This window comes from Bacillus niameyensis, assembly GCF_001375535.1.
GTDB lineage: Bacteria > Bacillota > Bacilli > Bacillales > Bacillaceae_C > Lederbergia > Lederbergia niameyensis.
The window spans coordinates 4,011,126-4,027,850 of record NZ_LN831197.1 but is presented as its reverse complement, the minus strand read 5'-3'; the positions used below and the strand labels follow the sequence as shown (position 1 = coordinate 4,027,850).

At 38.5% G+C, this 16,725-nt stretch carries 12 protein-coding genes; 2 read left to right on the top strand and 10 right to left on the bottom strand.

Annotated features, from left to right (window positions below):
- Nucleotides 1-12: 12 nt before the first annotated feature.
- The 6 genes from BN1243_RS18465 to BN1243_RS18440 all read right to left on the bottom strand — a co-directional run bounded on the left by BN1243_RS18465 (nt 13) and on the right by BN1243_RS18440 (nt 8,224).
- Nucleotides 13-1,737 carry an ABC transporter ATP-binding protein gene (locus tag BN1243_RS18465; RefSeq protein ID WP_062110768.1) on the bottom strand — a complete coding sequence of 575 codons (1,725 nt, stop codon included), beginning with the start codon at nt 1,735-1,737 and terminating at the stop codon, nt 13-15.
- A gap of 122 nt (nt 1,738-1,859) precedes the next feature.
- Nucleotides 1,860-2,882 carry a LacI family DNA-binding transcriptional regulator gene (locus BN1243_RS18460; protein WP_062109317.1) on the bottom strand — a complete coding sequence of 341 codons (1,023 nt, stop codon included), beginning with the start codon at nt 2,880-2,882 and terminating at the stop codon, nt 1,860-1,862.
- 82 nt (nt 2,883-2,964) lie between these two features.
- On the bottom strand, nt 2,965-3,804 hold the full coding sequence (locus tag BN1243_RS18455) for a sugar ABC transporter permease (protein ID WP_084782096.1): 840 nt from the start codon (nt 3,802-3,804) through the stop codon (nt 2,965-2,967).
- Nucleotides 3,801-5,165 carry a sugar ABC transporter permease gene (locus tag BN1243_RS18450; RefSeq protein WP_326569852.1) on the bottom strand — a complete coding sequence of 455 codons (1,365 nt, stop codon included), beginning with the start codon at nt 5,163-5,165 and terminating at the stop codon, nt 3,801-3,803. Before BN1243_RS18450 ends, BN1243_RS18455 begins: the two co-directional genes overlap by 4 nt.
- Before the next feature lie 65 nt (nt 5,166-5,230).
- Entirely contained in the window at nt 5,231-6,574 is a 1,344-nt protein-coding gene (locus BN1243_RS18445; protein ID WP_062109316.1) for a sugar ABC transporter substrate-binding protein, read from the bottom strand.
- A gap of 66 nt (nt 6,575-6,640) precedes the next feature.
- On the bottom strand, nt 6,641-8,224 hold the full coding sequence (locus tag BN1243_RS18440) for an alpha-amylase family glycosyl hydrolase (RefSeq protein WP_062109314.1): 1,584 nt from the start codon (nt 8,222-8,224) through the stop codon (nt 6,641-6,643).
- A 185-nt stretch (nt 8,225-8,409) separates the two neighbouring features.
- Here BN1243_RS18440 and BN1243_RS18435 point away from each other — a divergent pair, with 185 nt between their 5' ends.
- Nucleotides 8,410-10,137 (top strand): glycoside hydrolase family 13 protein, encoded by a 1,728-nt coding sequence (locus tag BN1243_RS18435; protein ID WP_062109311.1) that lies wholly within the window; start codon nt 8,410-8,412, stop codon nt 10,135-10,137.
- Between the two features lie 152 nt (nt 10,138-10,289).
- On the opposite strand, the gene melA is transcribed toward BN1243_RS18435, so the two are convergent.
- Both melA and BN1243_RS18425 read right to left on the bottom strand, forming a co-directional pair.
- Nucleotides 10,290-11,591, bottom strand: coding sequence for an alpha-glucosidase/alpha-galactosidase (gene melA, locus BN1243_RS18430; RefSeq protein WP_062109309.1), 1,302 nt, complete (start codon nt 11,589-11,591; stop codon nt 10,290-10,292).
- A gap of 165 nt (nt 11,592-11,756) precedes the next feature.
- On the bottom strand, nt 11,757-13,481 hold the full coding sequence (locus BN1243_RS18425) for a glycoside hydrolase family 2 protein (RefSeq protein WP_268258075.1): 1,725 nt from the start codon (nt 13,479-13,481) through the stop codon (nt 11,757-11,759).
- Nucleotides 13,482-13,606: 125 nt separating this feature from the next.
- Between BN1243_RS18425 and BN1243_RS18420 the strand changes: the two genes are divergently transcribed.
- The gene (locus BN1243_RS18420) at nt 13,607-14,512 is read left to right on the top strand and encodes a helix-turn-helix domain-containing protein (RefSeq protein WP_062109306.1); all 906 of its coding nucleotides are present in this window, start codon (nt 13,607-13,609) and stop codon (nt 14,510-14,512) included.
- An 87-nt stretch (nt 14,513-14,599) separates the two neighbouring features.
- On the opposite strand, the gene BN1243_RS18415 is transcribed toward BN1243_RS18420, so the two are convergent.
- Both BN1243_RS18415 and BN1243_RS18410 read right to left on the bottom strand, forming a co-directional pair.
- A complete protein-coding gene (locus BN1243_RS18415; protein ID WP_062109304.1) occupies nt 14,600-15,622 on the bottom strand; it encodes a Gfo/Idh/MocA family protein in 1,023 nt (340 codons plus the stop codon).
- Between the two features lie 15 nt (nt 15,623-15,637).
- Complete coding sequence (locus BN1243_RS18410; RefSeq protein WP_062109302.1) at nt 15,638-16,720, bottom strand: Gfo/Idh/MocA family protein; 1,083 nt, start codon at nt 16,718-16,720, stop codon at nt 15,638-15,640.
- Nucleotides 16,721-16,725: the final 5 nt, after the last annotated feature.

The following is a 16,725-nucleotide window of genomic DNA, read 5'->3' as shown; positions in this document are numbered from 1 at the left end:
CGCGCTACCTCCTTATCCGTGGATGTTTNCCCCCATTCCTTGTGAGGCAGCAATTTCTTGATAAATCTTATTCCCTTCTAATAATTCGCTATGAGTACCGACTCCCGCCACTTGTCCTTCATTTAATACAATGATTTGATCAGCTTGAGTGACTGTGCTAACTCGTTGAGCAACCATAATTATTGTCGCTTCGTCGGTAACATGATTAAGAGCAGCTCTTAACTTCGCATCCGTTTTATAATCAAGTGCTGAAAAACTATCATCAAACAAATAAATTTCCGGTTTACGAATAAGTGCACGTGCAATCGAAAGTCGTTGCTTCTGACCACCCGAAAAATTAACGCCTCCTTGTTCGACGACAGCGTCAATCCCCTCTACTGTTTGTTGAACAAAATCAGCTTGAGCAATTTCAAGCGATTCTGCCATTTCTTCATCGCTTGCATCTTCTTTACCAAAGCGAAGATTATCGGCAATCGTTCCACTAAATAAGGAAGCTTTCTGAGGAACATAACCAATTTTCTCTCTAAGTGTTTCCTGCGTCATATCCCTAACATCGACGCCATCAATTAAAACCTTGCCTTCTTCCACATCATAAAATCTTGGAATTAACTTGAGCAGTGTTGATTTTCCCGCTCCAGTACTTCCAATGATCGCTGTTGTTTCCCCTGGCTTTGCAGAAAAGGAAACCCCACTGATTACAGGCTTTTCCGCACCGGCATAACGAAATGTCACATTTTGAAACTCTACATATCCGTGCTTACTAGAACCTTTAGGGTTTTCTGGATCCATAATTTCTCTTTCCATCTGAAGGACTTCGTTAATTCGCTTCACTGATGCTTGAGCTCTAGGTATCATAATGAGCCCCATAGACATCATGACGAGTGACATTAAAATCATCATCGCATATTGCAAAAAGGCCATTAAATTTCCAACTTGCATGGCACCTTGATCAATACGAATAGCACCAAACCAAACGATCGCTAAATTAGTAAAGTTCATGACAATCATCATGATCGGGAATAATACCGCCATCATCTGATTAACTTTAATTCCCGTATCTCTAAAATCCTCATTTGCCACATTAAATCGCTTTTTCTCAAAATCGACTTTATTAAATGCACGAACTACACGGATCCCGTTTAAATTTTCTCGAACAATCAAATTCAATTTGTCTGTCTTCTTTTGTAAAGAAACAAATAACGGAATCGCTTTTCGAGAAATGATGAAAATAAGAATAGATAAAACTGGTAAAGCTCCTAAAAAGACTAGTGAAAGTTTAGGGTCACGTGAAACCGCAAGGATAATCCCCCCGACCAACATTAATGGAGCACGTGTCATCATTCTTAATACCATATTTAAAACATCTTGGATTATCTTCACATCATTGGTTGACCTCGTAATTAAGGATGCAGGTCCAATTTTCTCAAATGACTGTAAAGAAAACTCTTCAACATGGGTAAATATGCTGCGTCTCACATCACGCCCAAAACCTTGAGAAGTCTTCGAGGCAAAATAAGAAACCCCGATTGTAATTGCGACAGCCGCCAATGCAGCAAGAATCATCCAAATTCCTGTTTTAATTATGTAAGGAATGTCACCGTTTACAATCCCAACATCTACTATATTGGCCATTAGCGTTGGCAAAAGTAATTCCAGGAGAATACCAGCCAATGTTAGTATGATGACCGCTCCTATTTGCCAATTATATGTTTTTAATTGCTTAAACACGTTCAGAATCACTTCCCTCTGCCCATTTATAATCTTTATCGTAGTGCTAATTTTTCATAAGGTCAATTGTTATTTCTTATGAATTTAAAAAGCGAATCTATCTAATAATAGACTCGCCTTTTTCAATACCACTATTCTAGTTTTTGACAGGAAGACCTGACAACCAGTTTATGAGGTATAATTATTCGCTTTACGGGCTCCCTCGGATTTTCGATTTTAAGAATGACGTTTTTCGCTGCTTCATAACCTAGAGAAAAGATATTAATATCAATGGATGTTAAAGGCGGTTGTGCCATCCTCGCTAATAAAACATTATTAAAGCTGACAATTGAAATATCTTTACCGACCGTCATTTCCATTTCATCAAGCATATGCATTACACCAAGTGCAACCAAATCGTCCGTAACGACTAATGCAGTTGGAGGTTCATCAAGTTTCAATAACTCTAAAATTGCTCCTCTGCCACTTTCTTCAAGAAATTCTCCATGAACTACATATTCATCTCTTAGTGTAATGTTAGCATCTCTTAATGCCTTCTCATAACCTAGCAAGCGGTCAACTGTAACAACTAGCTCAAGACTTCCACCTATAAAAGCAATTCTGTCATGATTTAGCGCTAGTAAATATTCTGTAACTTCCCTAGCAGCTCGGAAATTATCATTATCAATATGAGTTATTTGTTCCTCATTTTTATAAGGTTTACCAATAACAACGAAAGGGAAATTACTATTCATTAGATAAGACATAAGTTTATCTTCCACACGTGAGTTTAGAAGAACTAAGCCATCCACCCGTCCTCCCTGCACCATTTGAACGACTTCTTCATAAATTTCTTCCTTCGTCTTTCCCGTTGTCATTTGCAAAGCATACATTTTCTCATGGGCACTTTCACTAAGTCCTTGGAGGACACTTGAAAAAAATGGATTTTGAAAAATAACATCAGCTGATTCCGGCATGACAAGCCCAAGGACACTTGTTGATTTACTTGCGAGACTTCTAGCGATTAAATTCGGATGGTATCCTAATTCCTTCATTGCCTTCCTTACTCTTTTCTTTGTTTCTTCACTAATTCTTGGATTGTCGGCAATGACTCTAGATACAGTAGATGGAGCAACATTTGCAAGCTTCGCTACATCCTTGATAGTGATTGACATGCTAACCCTACTTTCATTTTCGTAAAAAATTTAGTAATAACGCGCGCTACCTCCTTATCCGTGGATGTTTTTTTCAAACGACCTATCCCTTGTTTGCACCAGCCTTTAGCCCCTCCACTAAATGGTCTTGGAAAATAAAGAACAAAATAGTTATAGGAAGCGCAACAAGAACAGCTCCAGCGGCAAAAGTAGTAAATTCAGTATTTCCGCGACCAGTAACCATTTCAAACAAACCAATAGCCAATGTTTTCTTTTCACTTGTTCTTAATACAAGTCTAGCAAAGATAAAATCCATCCAAGGTCCAATAAAATTATTTACAGCAATAAAAACAAGGATTGGCTTTGAAAGAGGCATCATAATTTTATAAAATATTTTCACATGACTAGCCCCATCAATTTTTGCGGCCTCCTCTAAACTACGTGGGAGCCCGTCAAAATAACCTTTTACAAGCCATGCTCCGAACGGGATTGATCCACCAGCATAAACTAATATTAATCCCCAATGATTATCTAGTAAATCTAGCTGCAATAGCAAGATATAAATAGCGATCATCCCCATAAATCCAGGGAACATTTGCAATACAAGCATCGCCATTAATCCTTGACGCCTACCAGGGAAGCGGAATCGCGAAAAGGCATAAGCAGCAGTTACTACGAGAACAGTAGAAATAATCATATTCCAAAAGGCAATCTTCAAAGTATTTTTATACCAGATCAAATAATCTGTTTCTTGGAAAAGATACGTATAGTGATGAAAAGACAAGGATTCCGGGAAAAGTTTTGTTGAAAATAAGGAGTCCCCCGGATTAAGAGAACCTGTTACCACCCAGATGACTGGGTATAAAACAAAAATGGCAGTAATGACAAGAAGTGTATAAATAAGACCACTTGTTAGTTTTTTCCTTAAGGACATGCTAATCATGACATCATATCCTCCTCTTTAAACGCTCTTGTATTTCTAAAGTTAATAATCGAGAAGGTGGCAATGACGATAAAGATCAAAATCGAAACAGCTGAAGCGACTGCAAACTGATTATTATCCAATGTCAATTTATAAATCCAACTAATAAGAATATCTGTTGAACCTGCATAAGTGTATTCCATATTAACAGGTCCACCTTGAGTCATAAGATAGATGATATTAAAGTTATTGAAGTTACCAGCAAATTGCATAATCATTAATGGTGCAGTAGCAAACATAATTAATGGCATCGTAATTTTCCAAAACTTTTGGCCTGGAGATGCGCCATCCACCTCAGCAGCCTCATAAAGTTCTTTATCAATATTGGTCATAACCCCACTCATCAATACCATCCAGAACGGGAAACCAAACCACATATTCACGACAACTAGAGTAATCTTCGCAAGCAGCGGATCTGATAACCAAGGGATCGCTGTCTCAATAATTCCCAAATCCATTAAGTAGCGATTAATCGGGCCGAATTGACCATTGAAGATATTTCTCATAATTAATATCGAAACAAACGATGGGATCGCCCAAGGTAAAATAAAAATACTTCTCCACAACTTTTTCAATTTAACCCCGCTATGATTAATGAATACCGCAAAAATCAATCCTATAAAAAAAGTTGTGATTGTCGCGAGAATCGCCCAGATAATTGTCCAGCCAAATACCCCGTAGAAGGTCGTGCTCCATGTTTTCATTTGGAATAGCTTAATGAAGGTTTCAAATCCAACCCAATCGACTAAATGTTTCGGGGGCAAATGATTGGGAGCTGAGTAATTCGTAAATGCAATCAAAACTCCAAACAACAATGGCAAAATCGTTAAAAACGAAGTGAATAGCACTGATGGGGTCAATAAAAGATAAGGAAATCCATTTTCCCAAATATTTTTAAACATCTCTTTTGCATTATTCGGTTTAATCCCCATTTCCTTCTTCTTCGCTACTTTATACGCATCACGAATATTTAAATAGTAAAACCAGATTAGTAATAGGAAAGAAATTAAAAATAAGATCCCTTCAATTAATAGAAAAATAGAATGATCTCCTTGGACAATTTCAAATCCTTTTCTCGACTGCGGTGTATCACCTAATGTTGTCAGTCCCCACATTGCCCATTGAAAAGGAACGGTCCAAAAGATTAATAGGTACGCCTCTACTATTAAAAAACCTAGCCCCTTAATAAACTGCCGATTATAGATTTGTCCTAGGCCCATAAAAAGAATTGATAAAAGTGCGGCAATAACAGGCTTGGAAAAGAACATTTTTTTAGAAGGCGTTTCTGGCATTCCTTTTCTTTCTTTCACTGCTACAGACATCATTACCCCTCCTTATTGTGTTGAGCTAACACCTCTAAAGGTATTAGCTCAACAAGATGATCTTTTTACTGCTGTGATTCAATTCCATCCTTTATTTGCTGAACACCTTTATCGAGGGCATCTTTCGGTTCAGCTTCTCCGTTCCAAATTGCTGTGAAAGCAACTTCCATCGCCCCCCATACTGGTTGCATTTCGGGGATATTCGGCATAGAAACGGAATATTGAGCTTGATCTAGAAAAGCTAACATATTCGGATTAGATTTGATTTTTTCATCTTCAAGTAGAGCTAAAGATGGCGGCAATTGACTAGTCATCTCATAGCGCTTTAATAACATTTCATCACTCGTTGCAAACTTAGCAAATAATGTTGCTGCACGAGGATATTCACTATATGAGTTCACAAAAAATGCTTTAACTCCTGAGAATGTAGTCGGAACCTCACCATTATCTAAAGCAGGCATTGTCGTAACACCAAAGTTTACACCTGAGTTTATATGTCCCTGCAATGCCCATGGTCCTGAAATATAATAGAGGAGTTTTCCTTCATCAAAATAGGAGGTCATTACATCTCCCGTAATATCTTCCTTTTTTAAAGGTAATAATTCTTTTTGAATCCGTTGCATTAATTCTCCAGCTTTTACAGCACCTTCATTATTCAAGCCTAAATCATCAGGGTTCGTATTATCATCACCAAAGACATAGCCGCCATAACCTCCTACAAATCCGTGCAAAAAGTAAAAGTCACTTGGCGGGAACATAAATCCGTATGATCCAGCATTTTTTTCCATGAATGCTTTTGACTGTTCTATCAATTCATCCATTGTTTTTGCTGGCTCAAATCCCATTTCTTCAAGCAAATCTTTATTATAATAGAGAGCTGTTGTTTCAATCGCTAAAGGGAAACCGAAAGTAGTAAATTCCCCGTCAGAGACCGCTGAAACCCCGTTAAATGCTCCTTCCATAAATCTTTCTTTATATTCTTCAGCATAATAGTTATCATAAATAAGTCCCGCAGTATCCATATTCCCAACATGATCATGTGGTCCCATAAAGACGTCTCCCCCTAAACCTGCTGGGCCATCTGTTTGTAGTTTGCCTGGGGCATCTGTATGACCAACGTCCTCATACGTTACAGGAATCCCAAGCTCATTTGTAAATTGCTCTGCAACAAATTTGATCCATTCCCCTTCTTCATCCCCATTTCCCCATACGATTAATTCAGCACCTTCTTCAGGTTCTAAGTCAGCAGATTCTTCCGGAGGGGCTTCGTTGTTCTCCTCTGCTTCATTCTGACCAGTTGTTTCTTTCTTATTATTTTCTTTAGGAGTAGTAGAACTGCCTGGCTTACTACATGCCGCTAATCCTAATGCCAACAAGGCAATAAAGAAAAGATAAAACAGTTTTTTCATTGATATTCCCACCCTTTTTTAATTTTTTATATAAACATCTGATGGTAATAGTCATCTAGATGCTTATTAACTTTCGCTTAAAATAATCGTTGAATAGGCTGGCAACGTAATACTCAATGTGTTGCTCATCTTCTCAATTTCCGTTAGATCACTAGTCTTAAAGAATATTTCTGAGAAATTTGCTTCTTTCTCATGTAAATCTAAGCTCTGTTCTTTATTCGCCAAGTTATGGATAACTAATACAGGTTGCTCACTATCATCTCGCTTAAAAATCACCATACCTGAATGTTTAGTTAAAGCGTTTTCAATTTCACCTGCAATCAGAGCTGGGTGAGAACGTCTTGCATGAATAAGTTGTCGGTAATGATTCAGTATAGAGTTAGGATCCTGCAACTGAGCTTCCACTGATTTTTTACTAAAGTCTTTATTATGTTTAATGACACGCCAACTTGTTTGTTCAGCTACATTATTGTCTTCACTCCATATAAAAGGTTCCCGTATTTCTTCATCTGGCTTCGATCCATCAAGCCCTGTTTCTTCACCATAATAGATGAACGGATTACCTGGTAATGTTAGAAGCAATGATGCAGCCATCTTAGCTTGATCTTCATTTCCTTTTACCTCAGTCATAACTCGTGGCATATCATGATTCGTAATAAAAGTAGAGTCTATATAGTGGCCATTCGATATTTTTTTGAAATAATCCCTTGTTCTCTTTAATGATGAAACAATCCCTGCATCACTTTCCGCCTTTACAGATTCCAGAATTTTTTCTGATAGATCAAAATTGAAGGCTGATGTCAGACCCTCATCAAGATATGGACCGACAACCGTAGCAGTATCCCAAACTTCCCCAACTAAAATCACATCTGAATTTACCTCCGTCATAGCTGAACGAAATTCTTTCCACCATTGATGATTTTCTTCTTCAGGATTTTCACTGCTTGATGGTGAAAAAATATGTTTAGCAGCATCAAGTCTAAATCCATCGACTTTCATCTCATCTAACCAAAACTTTCCGATTTCAATAATCTCCTTCCGAACATCTTGGTTATCAAAATTAAGATCAGGCATGCCATCCCAAAAAACTCCTTCATATTTTTCGCCTTTAGCATCATGCCACACTTTCTGACCCCATTCTCCTAATTCTGAAAGATTCGTATTTTCATTAGACCAAACATAGTAATCTTTATATTTTGGATCATTCGTCAATGCTTTTTTAAACCAAGGATGCTCGTTACTTGTATGGTTTACAACAAAATCGATAATGACCTTCATGTCTTTTTCATGTGCTTTCTCAATGAAAAGCTTCATATCTTCCAAATTCCCATAATCAGAATGGATGTCTTTATAATCCGTCACATCATAACCGTGGTAGCTCGGAGATGGATTGATTGGCATTAACCAAACTCCTTCAATACCCAAATCCTTTAAATAATCAAGTTTCTCCATAGCCCCTTTTAAATCGCCGATACCATCTGCGTTGGAATCAGCAAAAGAACGAATAAATATTTCATAGTAGACCCCGTGAGATTCTATATTAAGCAGCTCTCGTTCCTTAGTGACGGAATTCTTAGGTGCACAACTCGTCAAACTAATTAAGATAAACATCAAAACAAATACTTTCACGAGCCTAACAGTACGCTCCAATCCCTTATCACCACCTTAATCTCGCTTTGCGCAAACGGTTTCACAGATTTACCTATCATTATATTTTATTTATAAATTCTGTCAACACTTTGTTTTTAGAAATTTCATTTACTTTCTAATTGACATACTATTATATATGCTCTACATTAATATTTAACTTAAACAATTTCGAGGAGGGGTATAAATTGAATAAGCTAGCAATCTCTCATAGGTCAACTGATCATTATGCATACGCTTGCGCAAACAACGAGATACATATTATGTTAAAGGCTGAAAAGAATGATCTTAAAAAGGTCCAAATCGTTTATGGAGACCCCTATGACATGCCTGCTGGAAAGTGGAGCATTCAGAAAGTCGAAATGAATAAAACCGGATCAGACAGATATTTTGATTATTGGCAAACCGTCGTCAAACCACCATATCGTCGACTCCGATATGGCTTTGAACTGGATGATGGAGAAGATAAGTTGTTTTTTGGGGAAGGCGGCTTTTCTCATAAGAGGCCTGATGATATCGCATTTTATTTCGCTATGCCTTTTGTTCATGCAAGTGATGCTTTTCAACCGCCTCATTGGGTGAAAGAAACAGTATGGTATCAAATATTCCCCGAACGGTTCGCGAATGGTAATAAGAAAAATGATCCTGCCAGTGTACTGAAGTGGGGTAGTCGCGATCCAGAAGCACACCACTTTTTTGGCGGGGACTTGCAAGGCGTCATAGACCAGATTGATTACCTGAAAGAACTTGGAATCACGGGCATATATTTCACCCCTATTTTTAAAGCGTTTTCAAACCATAAATATGACACAATCGATTATCTAGAAATTGATCCTCAGTTTGGAGACAATGAAACTTTGAAAAACTTAATTGCAGTTTGTCATCGAAATGGGATAAAAGTGATGTTAGATGCTGTTTTTAACCATTCGGGTTTTTACTTTCCACAATTCCAAGACGTTTTGGAGAAAGGAGAAGATTCCCCTTATAAAAATTGGTTCCATATCCGCGAATTTCCCGTTGTAACTGAACCAATGCCTAGTTATGATACATTTGCTTTTACACCATTTATGCCGAAGTTAAATACTCAAAATGAAGAAGTAAGACGCTATTTACTTAATGTAGCACGTTATTGGGTCGAGGAATTTGATATTGATGGTTGGCGACTTGATGTTGCAAACGAAGTAGATCATCAATTTTGGCGAGATTTCCGTCGTGTCGTCAAAGAGGTCAAGCCAGATCTTTATATTTTAGGAGAAATTTGGCATGATGCGATGCCATGGCTCCGAGGAGATCAATTTGATGCGGTGATGAATTATCCTTTTACACGAAATATATTAGATTTATTCGCAAAAGGTACGATTACGCCAAAGGATTTTATTGAAAATATGACTTCCGTGATTCATATGTACCCTTCAACTGTTAACACAAGTGCGTTCAATCTCGTAGGAAGTCACGACACTCCAAGAGTTCTAAACGAATGCTCAGGAAATAGTGATAAGGTCCGGCAAATTTTCACCTTCCTACTCACATTTATTGGTACACCTTGTATTTACTATGGGGACGAGATTGGTTTGGATGGTGGTCATGATCCTGGCTGTAGAAAATGTATGGTATGGGAAAAATCAAAGCAAGACCAAGATATGTTTAATCATGTTCAAAAGTTGATTAGACTTCGGAAGGAATATCCGTTGCTTGGAAATGAGGGGCGACTATCCTTTTTACCAGTCCAATCTAACTGCTTTGCCTTTATGAAGGAAGATAATGATCAAAAAATACTTGTTGTCTTTAATGTCTCCGATCAATTAGAGCCATATACTCTTCCGGCTCCGGCTGTAGTGGACTTATGGACAGGCAAGGAACTGCGCAGCAACGAAGTAAAAATAGCTGGCCAAGGATTTGCGATATTAAAGTATTAGTTTGGGCTTTTTGCATTATTAGAAGATCTCGTGGCACTTTGGAGCGAATTTTTGCTGTATATATGCCACGAGAAAGTAATCCCTGTTCGAAATCCAGGTATGCAAGAAATAAAATCCACGCCTCCTGTATGAAGGTGTGGATTTTATTATAATTATTTATATTTTGGCAACCAATCACCATGGGCTTCTATTAGATCATCACAAAGAGAGACAATATCATCGATAGAAAGTTCTGCAGCTGTGTGCGGATCTAACATAGCCGCCTGATAGATGTGCTCTTTCTTTTGTGTAACAGCAGCTTCAATTGTTAACAGTTGAGTATTAATATTCGTTCGATTAAGTGCAGCCAATTGTTCTGGTAAATCACCTACGTATGTGGGTGTTACACCGCTACTATCAACAAGACACGGAACCTCAACTACAGCTTTTTCTGGAAGGTTACTAATTAATCGTCCTGTATTTAAGACGTTGCCGCCAATTTTATACGGGTTATTAGTTTCCATCGCTTCAATAATATAAGATCCATATTCATGTGTCCGGTCATGTTGTAAGTTCTTATTATTCACGAGATCTTCACGCATTTTCTTCCAGCCTGCAATTTGATTGACGCAGCGGCGTGGATATTCATCTAGTGGAATATTAAATTTCTCAATCAATTCTGGATAGCGGCTCTTAATAAAATATGGATGATACTCCGCATTGTGCTCAGACGACTCAGTTACGTAATAGCCGAAACGTTTCATTAATTCATAGCGAACCATGTCATGATGCTTCGTTTTCTGCTTTTCTTCAGCACGACGCTTAATTTCTGGATAAAGGTCTTCCCCGTCGCGAGTAATCTCCAGTAACCAAGCCATATGGTTGATCCCTGCAATTTTCCATTGAATATTATCTGTAGGCATGTCCAAAGAACGTAGTAAATGCGGTGCACAAACTTGAACACTATGGCAAAGTCCGACAGTTTTGATACCGCCATATCGAATCATTGCACCTGTCAGCGCAGCCATTGGGTTCGTATAATTTAGGAACCATGCATCTGGACATACTTCCTGCATATCTTCAGCAAAGTCAAGCATAACTGGGATCGTTCGCAAGTTACGGAAGATCCCTCCGATTCCAATCGTATCAGCGATCGTTTGACGGAGACCATATTTTTTCGGAATTTCAAAATCAGTGATTGTACAAGGATCATAGCCGCCAACTTGAATAGCGTTGATCACATATTTAGCTCCACGAAGCGCTTCTTTACGATCAGTATACGCTTTAATCTGAACCGTTGAGCCAGAAGTCTCCTTCATATTATTCAGCATTTTTTCGGAATCTCTTAATCTTTCATGATCAATATCAAATAAAGCGAATTCAAAACCTTGAATACTTGGAACGAGCATACAGTCACCAAGAACATTCTTTGCAAAAACTGTACTACCTGCACCTAGAAAAGTGATTTTTGACATCTGACAATCCCCCATTTTTATGGATAGCAACTTCTTGCTATTCCGGAATTTTCATCATTCATCATTTAAAAATAAAATAACCTGTTAAGACCATCATAAAAAGAACCTTCTAAAGTTACAATGGTAAAAAGACATTAAACCAGGGTAATTTATTGCTCTTATTCATCAGAGCTTTTCAATCGCTGCTTTTTGACTATTAATCTTATGAATGATTTTTGGATCAAACTTCGCCTTACGATCATACGTATATAATCCATTTACTTCTTGTTCGATATCATAAAGTTGGGTATAGCAAAATGCACAAATAGAGGGGTTGTTCAATAAAACTTCTGTCAATCCTTTGTATCGTTCCAAAAAGGCTTCCTCTGATTCTGGTTTATCTCCGTATCCCCAACCATCCTTCTCTTCAGGGTTCCACCAAATCCCACCATACTCACTAACAAAATATGGCTGGTCTTCATAGCGCTGGCGATCTGAGAACGTTACATACACTTCTTCCCCTTGAGCCATTTTTTCAAATTTTGCAGCAAACTTTTCAACATCCTGTTCATAGTCATGAATATCAAAAACATCCGTTACTACATGGAAATTGCCACTCGTATCAATAACTGGCCGTGTTGGATCCATTCTTTTCGTTACTTCATAAGTAATTCTTAATACTTCATCATTTTGCCTCGTTCCATTTTGATCCCATGTTTCATTAAATGGACACCAGCCAATAAGTGCAGGACTATTAAAATCTCTTTCCACTGCCTCCATCCATTCTGGCAGAAAACGCTCTAGCCCTTTCGAACCTGTTATATCTAATCCCCAATTTCCATGTTCTCCCCAAACAAGATATCCTAGCTGATCCGCCCAATAGAGAAAGCGTGGTTCGAATATTTTTTCATGCAAACGGGCACCATTAAACCCCATTGCCATAGCTAGTTCAATATCTTTGCGTAAATCTTCATCTGACGGTGCTGTATAAATACCATCTCGGTAAAAACCTTGGTCTAATACTAGGCGTTGAAAGACCGGTTTGTCGTTAATTAAAATCTTTTTATCTTGAATGGAAACAGATCTTACACCGAAATAACTTTCGACATGATCAACCACGGCTCCAGCTTTTTTAAGAGTAAGAGTTAAGTCATAAAGTCGTGGTTTCCCTGGTTCCCAAAGGTGAATCTCAGATAGCTTTAAAAGGGAATGGACGCTTGATCCCGCGACATCGGCAATTTCCGACGCTACTATTTTCCCATCATAATACGCTTCAAGTTCTACAGTTAGATTTTGTTCATACTGATTTAGTTGCAAATCAATAGCTACCGCTCCATTTTTCGGATTCGTTTGATAGGTTGATTTTTTTATATAAGTAGGAGAAACAGGTTCTAACCAAACCGTTTGCCAAATACCTGTCGTCCTCGTGTAATCACAACCAGCCGAATAATATCCCCCGCTTTGCTTCCCACGCGGTTGCAACCCAGATCGGTTATCATCCTCTGCACAAACGACGATTGTCGCTGCTTGACCATCTAATAAATCTGTAATATCGAAGGAAAAAGGAGTATATCCACCTTTGTGTTCCCCTGCTCTTTGCCCGTTCACCCATACAATGGTCTGATAATCGACAGCTCCAAAATGAAGAATGATTCGATTTCCTAACCATTCCTCTGGCACTTGGATTGTTCTTTTATACCAAACAGCTGCCATAAAATCAGTGTAGCCAATACCTGAAAGTTTACTTTCTGGACAGAAGGGTACTTGAATCGTTTCTGTAAAAGGACCTTCCTCGTAAAATTTACGGTCTATCCCACTTTTACCATGATCAAAAGCAAACTGCCATTCTCCATTTAAATTCATCCATTCATTTCGGACAAATTGTGGGCGCGGGTATTCATTTCGCAACATGTTCATAATCCTCCATTCCGATTAGTATATAGGCTTACTTATATACTATTTCTCTACTAACTAGCCACATTCCTTTCTATAGTAGAATCTAAATGACCATGCTACAATAGGAAAAAATAAAGAAAGTGGGTAAAAAATTGCTTAGCGATGGTATTCACAAAAAATTTGAATCCTTTGGTTTTCGTTTTAATGGGGAACATCAAGATAATGTCGTCGGGATTTATTCCATTGGATGGGAACTAGTGAATACGACTAGTTATAATTGGAACGGCATGAACCGTAGCGAAGTTGGGAAATTTGTTTTTCAATACACATTAGCTGGCAAAGGGATGATTGAAGTTAATGGGAAAAACCGCACCTTAACTTCTGGACAAGCTTTTCTTGTAGAACTTCCTAGTAAACATCGATATTTTTTCCCTGAAAATAGTGACAATTGGGAGTTTATTCACATCACTCTGTACGGAAATGAAGTGAAAAAGGCCTTTCATTTTATTACAGAAAAAATAGGCCACGTTATTTCATTCCCACCTGATTCAGAACCGATTAAAGTATTATTAGCTATTTTTCAACAAGCAGTCGAAAAAAATATAACAGATTCTTATCAAGCTTCATCCCAAGGCTATGCCTTTATTATGGAACTTTATCGTTTCTTGCAAAATATTGGTGCGCCGGTTCAATTATGGCCAGAACAAATTACGAAAGCAGCCCTATTTGCCAAAAAAAATTACGCTAAACCAATTGGTCTGGATGAGTTAGTTCAAGCGTCCGGACTATCTAAATACCATTTTACAAGGCTCTTTCACAAAACAACGAATACGACACCATTGCAATATTTAACGAAGGTACGGATTGACCGCGCCATCGAATATTTACGTTCTACCGATATGACCATTGAAGAGATTGCGAGATTCGTAGGTTATTCTAATGGAAATTATTTTAGTAAAGTTTTTAGTAAACGAGTTGGCATGCCTCCGGGGCAATTCCGAGAAAGCAAGCATGCCGTCCCAGTTGATTATCTATTCATTGATTAATCATACAGCTAGTTATTGCAAGCCAAAAAGCCAATCTTTTTATATTGGCTTTTTGGCTTTTCTATTTAGCCTGTTTAGCGGCACATCTCATCGATTAAAATATATTTTCTTACCGGTTTGCGCACTTTCTATCGCCTTATAAACCATTGAGATACTATGGAGATTATCTGTACAATCAGTTTCAGCTTTCCGACCCTCGATCAAAGCGTCAAACATCTCATCAAGACAACCAAAATGCCCTTCTCGTCCACTCCACTTGGAAGTTGTTTCCACTTTCTTTACTTTATAGTGAGATGGATTAGATTCATCAGGAGAAGCAATTTCAGCAAATGGACGGTTGGCCCCATCCCAAATAGCTGTGCCTTTACTTCCGATTACTCTCCACGCCGACTCCCATGAAGTCGGTGCTCCGATTGCACTCCAAGACCCCCGATAATTGAAAACCATTCCGTTATCCATTTCGAATATACAGATGGCAGATGCATTCCCGTCATACCATGACCCAGTCGGATTAAATTCATGACAATACACAGAAACTGGATTAGCACCTGATATGAACCTAGCTTGATCAAAAGTATGAATAGCCATATCAAGAATTAAAGGGCTTTCCATTTTTTCCCGAAAACCACCAAAGTGTGGATCGAGGAAAAAATCGGCTGTAATCCAACCTTGTTCGCCAATTTCACCAGATTGCACAAGATGATGGAGTTCCCTAATTTGGCTATTATAACGCCGGTTTTGCATAACGTTATATTTTTTTCCAGTTTGTTTGGCAGCTTCCACCATCATGAGAGCCTCTTTCATTGAGGTGCCCATTGGTTTCTCTCCAAAGACATCACAACCTAGATTCAAAGCTTTGACAGTAATATCGTTATGACTTTCTGGAATAGTGACATCAAAAACTAAATTGGCTTCAGTTTCTTTAATGGCTGATGTAATATCTGAAAAAGTCTGACAGGCTAATTGGTATTTTTCAGCCATTTTCTTTGCTGTATCCTGAACGACATCGACTAGAGCAACAATTTCAACATCTTTTCTTGCAATAGCATATTCAACCCATATATTCGCCATACTTCCACATCCTACTAGTGCGACTCGAAACTTAGACATTTTATCACCCTTATTCTATATATTAACTGGCAATGGTTCCGGCTTTTTACAAGTACTTGAAAGCTCAAAATGAATTCCTCTCTCGGAGGATTCGATAAATGCATGCATCGCATCTAATACATGAAAAGCCAGTTCCCCATTTGCACGATGCGGGCGACCAGTTTGTAAAGCTTCAGCCATATCCGCTACGCCAATTCCTCTACTATTATTGGTAAATCCATGAGTCAGTGGCACCTCTTCCCACTTAAGGCTGCCATGTTTCCGCAACAAAACGGGACCGCCAAAAGTGTTCGGATCCGGTACGATAATCGAACCCTTTGAACCATAGATTTCCATATGAGGTAGTTTAGAGCCTGCTATATCAAAACTAGTAATAATCGTTCCAACAGCACCATTTTCAAAATCAAGCACGCCAGCAATGTGAGTGGGAACTTCCACTTGAATCGTTTGTCCAAATCTCGGTTCACTCGTTATCTTTCTTTCTGGAAAACTAATTCGAGCTGATCCCGTCACTCTCCGAATCGGACCGATTAAACTAATCATCGCTGTAAGGTAATATGGGCCCATATCAAACATTGGACCACCGCCCGATTTATAATAAAACTCTGGATCGGGATGCCAGTTTTCATGCCCAGGACTCATCATAAAGGCAGTTGTTCCGATCACTTCACCCATAACCCCATCGTCAATTAATTTGCGACATGTTTGTAAACCGCCACCTAAAAAAGTATCAGGTGCACCGCCAACACGTAAACCTTTTTTATTAGCCAGGAGCAGGATTTTCTCTCCGTCCTCGCGAGTTATCGCCAACGGCTTTTCCACATAAACATGCTTGCCTGCTTCAAGTGCTGCTAGACAAACTTGCGCATGTGCCTGCGGTATTGTTAAATTAATGACAATGTCAATATCAGAGTCTGCTAATAGTTCTTCAACCGTATAGGCATTAGGTATATTGTATTGCTTTGCACGTGTTTTTGCCCGCTCAAAGTCCAAATCAGCGCAAGCAACAATATCGAGAATCGGGAATTTCTCTCCTGCTTCACAATAGATAGAACTAATATTTCCACAACCGATAATTCCGACTTTTACTTTACTCATTTGTA